The following is an 8491-nucleotide window of genomic DNA, read 5'->3' on the forward strand; positions in this document are numbered from 1 at the left end:
GGATCGCCGGGCCGCCGCACCCCTCAGAGCGCGCCGACGATGTCCTCCACGCGGGCCTTCGCGTCGCCGAAGAGCATGGAGGTGTTGTCCTTGAAGAAGAGCGGGTTCTGCACGCCCGCGTAGCCGGAGGCCATGGAGCGCTTGAAGACGATGACCTTGCCCGCCTCCCAGACGGTGAGCACGGGCATCCCGGCGAGCGGGCTGCCGGGGTCCTCGGCGCCGGCCGGGTTGACGGTGTCGTTGGCGCCGATGACGAGGACGACGTCGGTCCTGCCGAAGTCGTCGTTGATCTCGTCCATCTCCAGGACGATGTCGTAGGGCACCTTGGCCTCGGCCAGGAGCACGTTCATGTGGCCGGGGAGCCGGCCGGCGACCGGGTGGATGCCGAACCGCACGTCGACGCCCCGGGCGCGCAGCTTGGAGGTCAGTTCGGCGACGGGGTACTGGGCCTGGGCGACGGCCATGCCGTAGCCGGGGGCGATGACGACGGAGCGGGCGGTGCCGAGGAGTTCGGCGGCCCCCTCGGGGGTGATCTCGGTGTGCTCGCCGTAGTCGACGTCGGCGTCCGAGGCGACCTCGATGCCGAAGCCGCCGGCGATGACCGCGATGAAGGAGCGGTTCATCGCCTTGCACATGATGTAGCTGAGGTACGCGCCGGAGGAGCCGACGAGGGCGCCGGTGACGATCAGCAGGTCGTTGCCGAGCAGGAAGCCGGACGCGGCGGCGGCCCACCCGGAGTAGCTGTTCAGCATCGAGACGACGACCGGCATGTCGCCCCCGCCGATCGAGGCGACCAGGTGCCAGCCGAGCGCGAGGGCGAGGACCGTCACGGCGATCATCAGCCACAGGCTGGGGGCGACGACGAACCAGACGGTGGCCACGGCGAACACCCCGAGCGCGCCGAGGTTCAGGGCGTTCTTGCCGGGCAGCACCAGCGGCCTCGAGTCGATGCGCGCGGCGAGCTTGAGGTAGGCGACGACGGATCCGGTGACGGTCACCGCGCCGATGAACAGGCCGATGACCACCTCGGCGTGGTGGATGCCGAGCATGTCGAGCGCGGCGAGGGCCTCGGCCTCGTGCCCGCCCGGGTCGTGCTCGACGTTGAGGTAGCCGTTCCAGCTGACCAGGACGGCGGCCATGCCGACGAACGAGTGCAGCAGCGCGATGAGTTCGGGCATGCCGGTCATCTCGACGCCGCGGGCCCGCTGGAGGCCGATGAGCGCGCCGACGAGCATCGCGGCGGCCAGCAGGCCGAGGCCGGCCCCGCTGACGTCGCCGTCGAGGGCGAGGACGACGGTCGCGGCGAGAGCGACGCCCATGCCGAGCATGCCGAAGGCGTTGCCGAGCCGGGCCGTCTCGTGCTTGGAGAGTCCTGCCAGCGCGAGGATGAAGAGCAGCGCGGCAACAAGGTAGGCCGCCTGGGCGGCGGTGTTCGCAGACATGTCAGCTCCGGTTGAACATCGCGAGCATGCGACGCGTCACCGCGAAGCCGCCGAAGACGTTGATACTGGCCAGCAGGATCGCCACGGTCGACAGGACCGTGACCGCCGTACCCGTCCGCCCGATCTGCAGCAGGGCGCCGACGACGATGATCCCGGAGATCGCGTTCGTGACGGACATCAGCGGGGTGTGCAGCGCGTGGTGCACGTGGCCGATGACGTAGTACCCGATGACGATCGCGAGGACGAAGACGGTGACGTGCGGAAGGAGGGGCGCGGGCGCGAAGGCGGCGGTGAGGAACAGCGCGAGCGCGCCGACGGCGACGCCGCCGAACCTCTGCCGGGCCGTCATCGGCGTCTTCGCCGGTACGGGGACGGGCGCGGAGGCCGCCGCGGCGACGGGGGCCGGGGCCGCGGATACCTGCACCGGCGGGGGCGGCCAGGCGGACTCGCCGCGGCGGACGACGGTGATCGAGCGCTGGACGGGGTCGTCCCAGTCGAGGACCAGCGCGCCGTCCTTGGCCGGGGTCATCAGCTTGAGCAGGTTCACCAGGTTGGTGCCGTACAACTGCGAGGCCTGCGCGGGCAGTCGGCCGGCGAGGTCGGTGTAGCCGAGGATCGTCACGCCGTTCGCGGTGACGGTCCGCTCGCCCTTCACGGTGCCCTCGACGTTGCCGCCGTTGGCGGCCGCCATGTCGACGATCACCGAGCCGGGTCTCATCGCCGCCACCATCTCGGCGGTGATCAGGGTCGGCGCGGGGCGGCCGGGGATCAGCGCGGTGGTGACGACGATGTCCACGTCGCGGCACTGGGCGGCGTACAACTCGGCCTCGCGGGCCTTGTAGTCGTCGCCCATCTCCTTGGCGTAGCCCGTCTTCGAGACCTCGACCTCGGCGGACTCGATCGAGAGGTACTCCCCGCCCAGCGAGCGGACCTGGTCGGCCACCTCGGGCCGGGGGTCGGTCGCCCGGACGACCGCGCCGAGCGATCCGGCGGCGCCGATCGCGGCCAGACCGGCGACGCCCGCTCCGGCCACCAGCACCTTCGCCGGGGGCACCTTGCCGGCCGCGGTCACCTGGCCGGTGAAGAACCGGCCGAACTCGTGGGCCGCCTCGATGACGGCCCGGTAGCCGGCGATGTTGGCCATCGAGGACAGCACGTCCATCGACTGCGCGCGGCTGATGCGCGGCACGGCGTCCATCGACAGCGCGGTGAAGGGCCGCCGGCCCAGCTCCTCGACCATCGCGGGGTCGAAGGCGGGCGAGAACAGGGCGATCACCGTGGCCTCGGGGCGCACCCGGTCGAGCTGCGAGGGGTCGGGGGCGTTCACCCCGAGCACCACGTCCGCGGCCGCCGCGTCGCCCGCGGTCGCGCCCGCGGCCCCGTAGGCGTCGTCGGTGAAGCCGGCGGCGACGCCCGCGCCCGGGTCGACGACCACGTCGTACCCGAGGGCGCGGATCTTCTCCACGGTGGCAGGCGTGGCCGAGACGCGGTTCTCACCCGCCCGGGCTTCCTTGAGGACTCCGACAATCACGCGTGTTCTCCGTTCGCTGCTCCGGCCGCAGGCGGCCTCGTCCCATTCGATCAGCGGTGCACCCACGGTGATCGGGAGCACGGCGCTCAGCTTGGCGGCCCGGCGCTGGTCTTGAACAGCTTTCGCCGGTGAGGCGCGCGCAACACTTCCGGCGCGTCCGCGCCCTCACGGGAGGGCGGTGGGGCCTGTGCGGGAAGCGTCATCACGCACGCCACAGCGGTGTGACCAGGCGGAAACCCGCCCTCCCTACCGTGCTGGTCAGCGCGCCACCAGGGGTGCGCGGACCGGGAAGGGGAGGCGCGGTGCCCGCTGGTTCTCAGAAGGACGGCGTCCGTACGGCCTGCTCGTACTGCGGGGTCGGCTGCGGGATCGTCCTCGACGTGGTGCGCGACCCGGTCGACGGCAGGCGGCGGGTCGCGAAGGTCTCCGGGGACCCGGCGCATCCCGCCAACTCCGGTCGTCTGTGCACGAAAGGGGCGACGAGCGCGGACATGATGGCCGCGCCGGACCGGTTGTCGACCGCGCTGGTGCGCCCCTCGCGCGGCGCCGAGCCCGAGGCGGCCGACGTGGACGACGCCGTGGCCGCCGTCGCCGGCCGGCTGCTGGCGATCCTGGACGAGCACGGGCCCGACGCGCTGGCGTTCTACGTCTCGGGGCAGATGTCGATCGAGGCCCAGTACCTGGCGAACAAGCTGGCCAAGGGGTTCGTCCGGACGAACACCATCGAGTCCAACTCCCGGCTGTGCATGGCGAGCGCCGGCACCGGCTACAAGCTGTCGCTCGGCGCGGACGGTCCGCCGGGATCGTACGACGACCTCGACCGCGCGGACCTGTTCCTCGTGGCCGGGGCCAACATGGCCGACTGCCACCCGATCCTCTTCCTGCGGATGGCCGAGCGGATGAAGGCGGGCGCGAAGCTGATCGTCGTCGACCCGCGCCGCACCGCCACCGCCGAGAAGGCGGACCTCTTCCTGCAGATCAGGCCGGGGACCGACCTGGCGCTGCTGAACGGGCTGCTCCACCTCGTCGTGGCGGACGGCCGCACCGACGACGCGTTCGTCGCCGAGTTCACCGACGGGTGGGAGGCGATGCCCGCGTTCCTCGCCGACTACCCGCCGGCCCGCGTCGCGGAGATCACCGGCATCCCGGAGGCCGACATCCGGCGGGCCGCGCGGTGGATCGGCGAGGCGGGCGAGTGGACGAGCTGCTGGACGATGGGGCTCAACCAGTCCACCCACGGCACCTGGAACACCAACGCGCTGGTCAACCTGCACCTCGCCACGGGGGCGATCTGCCGCCCGGGCTCCGGGCCGCTCTCGCTGACCGGTCAGCCGAACGCCATGGGCGGCCGGGAGATGGGGTACATGGGCCCCGGACTGCCGGGGCAGCGGTCGGTCCTGGTCGACGCCGACCGGGCGTTCACCGAGGAGCTGTGGAACCTTCCCGCGGGCTCGCTGCGGACCGACGTCGGGCACGGCACGGTGGAGATGTTCGAGCGGATGGCCGCCGGGGACGTCAAGGCCTGCTGGATCATCTGCACCAACCCGGTGGCCTCCGTCGCGAACCGCGCCACCGTGGTCGCCGGCCTGGAGGCCGCCGAACTCGTCGTCACCCAGGACGTGTTCGCCGCGACGGAGACGAACGCGTACGCCGACGTCGTCCTGCCGGCGACGCTGTGGGCGGAGTCCGACGGGGTCATGGTCAACTCGGAGCGGAGCCTGACCCTGGTGCCGGGCGTCGTCGACCCGCCGGGCCAGGCGCTGCCGGACTGGGAGCTGATCGCCCGGGTGGCGTGCGCGATGGGGTTCGCCGAGGCGTTCACGTACGGCTCGGCGGCGGAGGTGTTCGAGGAGCTGCGGCAGGCGTGGAACCCCGTGACCGGCTGGGACCTGCGCGGTGTCGGCCACGAGCGGCTGCGGTCGGGGCCGGTCCAGTGGCCGGCCGCGGACGCCGGCGGCCCGGACCGCAACCCGATCCGCTACCTCAACGACGGCGTCAGCCGGCCCCTCGTCGAGCGGCCGGACGGCAGCCGCCCCCGGCTGGTGTTCCCCACGGCGAGCGGGCGGGCGCAGTTCTTCGCCCGGCCGCACCTGCCGGCGGCCGAACTGCCCGACGACGACTACCCGTTCCTCCTCAACACCGGCCGGCTGCAGCACCAGTGGCACACGATGACGAAGACCGGCAAGGTGGCCAGGCTCAACAGGCTGAACCCGGGGCCGTTCGTCGAGATCCACCCCGAGGACGCGGCGCGGCTCCGCGTAGGGGACGGCGACCACCTGGAGGTCGCCTCGCGCCGGGGGCGGGCCGTGCTGCCCGCGGTGGTCACCGATCGGGTGCGGCCCGGGGACTGCTTCGCACCGTTCCACTGGGGTGACCTGTCCGGCGAGGACCGCGCCGTGAACGCGGTGACCAACGACGCTGTGGACCCGCTGTCGTTCCAGCCGGAGCTCAAGGTCTGCGCGGTGAGCCTGACGCGTACGGCCGCACCCGTGCCGGAGCGCGGGCCGGAGGTGGCGGGTGCGGCGGGCGGCGGCGGTACGGGGTCGGTGGGTGCAGGGCACGAGGGCACAGGCGTCGCGGATGCGGGGATCGAGGGCACGGGCGTCGTGGACGAAGGCACCGCGAGCGCGGACTCCCCCGTGCCCGCGCTCGCCGCGGCGTTCGGCGTCGCCGGCGTCGCCCCGCCGGTCCTGACCGCGCCGGAGCGCGCCTACCTGGCGGGCTTCCTCGCCGCCCTCGACGCGTCCCCGCCCGGCGACGGGCGGGTGCCCGTCCTGCCGCCGGGAGCGCCCTTCGACCCCGGTCACGCCCTGTGGGTCGACGGTGTCCTGGCCGGGGCGTACTCCCGCGCGGCGGCGCCCCTCGCGCCCGTCGGGGCGCCCGCCGCGCCGGCCGCCCCGACCCGCCGCCAGCTCGTGCTGTGGGCCTCCCAGACCGGCAACGCCGAGGAGTTCGCGACCGCGGCTGCCGCCCGCTTCGCCGCAGCGGGCCGGGCCGTGGAGCTGCTGCCGATGGCGGAGGCCACCCCGGCCCACCTCGGCGCGGACACCGACGCCCTGCTGGTCACCAGTACCTTCGGCGACGGCGACGCCCCCGACAACGGGCTGGACTTCTGGCGCTCCCTCACCGCCGCCGGCGCCGGCCGCCTGGAGGGCGCGCGCTACGCCGTGCTCGCGCTCGGCGACTCCGCCTACGACGACTTCTGCGGCCACGGCCGGCGGCTCGACGAACGGCTCGAAGCGCTCGGCGCCACCCGCCTCGTCCCGCGCACGGACTGCGAGCCGGACGGCGAAGCGGCGGCCGAGGAGTGGCTGGAGCGGGTGGTGACGGCGCTGGCGGCGGACGGCGGCGGACAGCGGGTCCCGGGCGGCCGCGCGGCGACCGCCCCCGCCGCCGCGCCACGGCCCGCCCCGACGGGGCACACCAAGGCCTCACCGTTCGCCACCCTGCTGATCGGCAACCGGCTCCTGAGCCTGCCCGGATCCGCCAAGGAGGTGCGGCAGTTCGCGTTCGACACCCGCGACGGCGAGCTCGGCCACGAGGTGGGGGACGCGCTCGGCGTGTGGCCCGCCCACGGCGCCCCGCTGGTCGCGGAGTGGCTCGCCCTCACCGGGCTCGACCCCGACGAGCCGGTCGACCTCGGCGACGCCGCGCCCGTGCCGCTGGAGGAGGCGCTGCGGACCCGGCTCGACATCACCCGCCTCTCCCCCGGCCTGCTGGGGTTCGTGGCCGAGCGGACCGGCAGCAAGGAGCTGAGGCGGCTGCTGCGGCCGGACAACAAGGACGAGCTGGCGAAGTGGAGTTGGGGTCGGCAGGCCGCCGACGTCGTCGCCGCGTTCCCCTTCGACGCCTCGGCGGCGGAGTGGGCGGGGGCGCTGAAGCCGCTCCAGCCCCGGCTGTACTCCGTCTCCTCCAGCCCGCTCGCCCACCCCGGCGAGGTCCGGCTGACCGTCTCCGTCGTCCGCTACCCGGGCGACCGCGGCCGGGACCGCGGCGGGGTGTGTTCCACCTACCTCGCCGACCACGCCGACGACGGCCCCGTGCAGGTCTTCCTGCAGCGCTCGCCGCACTTCCGCCCGCCGGCCGACCCCGCCACCCCCATGATCATGGTCGGGCCCGGCACCGGCGTCGCCCCGTTCATCGGCTTCCTGGAGGACCGCCGGGCCCGCGGGCACACCGGCCCCAACTGGCTGTTCTTCGGCGAGCAGCGCTCGGCCACCGACTTCTACCACCGCGAGGACCTGGAAGGCTTCCGGGCGTCCGGGCACCTGGAGCGGCTGGATCTCGCGTTCTCCCGCGACCAGCGCAACAAGGTCTACGTCCAGGACCGCATGCGCGAGCAGGGCCCCCGGCTGTGGCGCTGGCTCCAGGACGGCGCGCACTTCTACGTCTGCGGAGACGCGACCCGGATGGCCAAGGACGTCGACCGGGCACTGCACGACGTCGCCGTCGTCCACGGCGGCATGGGCGCGCCGGAGGCCGCCGCGTACGTCCGCCGGCTCGCCGCGGACAAGCGGTACGTGCGGGACGTCTACTGAGCAGGCCGCTCTGTCAGTGGGGCGGCGTAGTGTTCCGGCCACCACTCGCCGACGAGGAAGATCCGGACCGTTGACCGACCTTGCCCCTTTCCCGCTGCCGTTCCAAGCCGCGCGCTCCCTGTCCCCAACGGCGCCCCGTACCCTGCGCGAGCTGGAGATGACGCGGTGCAGCGCCCACATACGGTCGAAGCCGGGATGGTTCGACAAGAGGAACGACGCGGAGATCGTCGCCCGGTGGACGCGGGAGGCGCTCGAACAGGGGCTCACCGAGGCGCAGGTCCGGTACGTGCTCGACGAGCTCGCCCACTACGCGGGCCTGCGGGACGAGCGGACCGGGATCGAGGTCTCGGCCGTCGACGGGGTGTGGCAGTCGGACGCACTGGTCGACGACGCCCTGGGGGCCCGGCTGCGGGCGGCCGTCCGGGTCCTGGAGGACGTGCCCGAGGACGAGCGGGACTGGCACCCCGGATCGGACGGCCAGGTCCTCGACCTGGTGCACCCCTCGCTGTTCTGCCTGGTGCGCGAGGTGAGCGGCGGGCCCGAGCGGGCGTGGGAGAACCCGACGAGGAGCTACACGGCGTACGAGTTCTCCGAGCGGTTCCAGTGGCTGCCCACGGACATCGACGTCAGTGCGGAGGGCTCGGTCAGCCTCCGCTCGTACGTCAACAACGTGCATCCCGAGAAGCACCGCGAACTCCTCGCCGTCCTACCCGAGTTGATGGGCCGCATGCTCCCGCTGTGGGAGAACGTCCTGACCGATCTGCGCCACCCGCGGCCCCGGCGGATCGAGCCCGATCCGTACGGGTGGTACGGCGACTCCGAGCCGGTGTACCCGCGCCGCGGCGACTTCGCCGACGAGGCGGCTTACGCGGAGGCCTACCGCGACTGGCAGGTGGACTTCGAGGCCTGGCACGAGACCCGCACGCCCGCCGTCCCGGACGCCCCGGTCTTCGCTCCCCCGGCGCAGGTCGACGCCGCCT

General features: G+C 73.6%; 4 protein-coding genes. 2 read left to right on the forward strand and 2 right to left on the reverse strand.

Features of this window, described 5'->3' with window-relative positions; translation table 11 throughout:
- Positions 1–23: 23 nt before the first annotated feature.
- Together pntB and ACFWEG_RS26950 are read right to left on the reverse strand one after the other, a co-directional pair.
- The gene (gene pntB, locus ACFWEG_RS26945; protein WP_387220163.1) at positions 24–1442 is read right to left on the reverse strand and encodes a Re/Si-specific NAD(P)(+) transhydrogenase subunit beta; all 1419 of its coding nucleotides are present in this window, start codon (positions 1440–1442) and stop codon (positions 24–26) included.
- Between the two features lies 1 nt (position 1443).
- Positions 1444–2973 (reverse strand): Re/Si-specific NAD(P)(+) transhydrogenase subunit alpha, encoded by a 1530-nt coding sequence (locus tag ACFWEG_RS26950; protein WP_387220165.1) that lies wholly within the window; start codon positions 2971–2973, stop codon positions 1444–1446.
- A 302-nt stretch (positions 2974–3275) separates the two neighbouring features.
- Between ACFWEG_RS26950 and ACFWEG_RS26955 the strand changes: the two genes are divergently transcribed.
- Together ACFWEG_RS26955 and ACFWEG_RS26960 are read left to right on the forward strand one after the other, a co-directional pair.
- The gene (locus ACFWEG_RS26955; RefSeq protein WP_387220168.1) at positions 3276–7511 is read left to right on the forward strand and encodes a molybdopterin-dependent oxidoreductase; all 4236 of its coding nucleotides are present in this window, start codon (positions 3276–3278) and stop codon (positions 7509–7511) included.
- Positions 7512–7581: 70 nt separating this feature from the next.
- Positions 7582–8491: DUF4246 family protein (locus ACFWEG_RS26960; protein ID WP_387220170.1), on the forward strand; the 910-nt coding region annotated here is incomplete at its 3' end.

The sequence above is a fragment of the Streptomyces sp. NPDC060194 genome (assembly GCF_042728285.1).
Classification (GTDB): domain Bacteria; phylum Actinomycetota; class Actinomycetes; order Streptomycetales; family Streptomycetaceae; genus Streptomyces.

Bases quoted from the DNA above. Each gene is read 5' to 3' on its own strand.
- pntB (WP_387220163.1), bottom strand. From the start codon at position 1,442: ATGTCTGCGAACACCGCCGCCCAGGCGGCCTACCTTGTTGCCGCGCTG.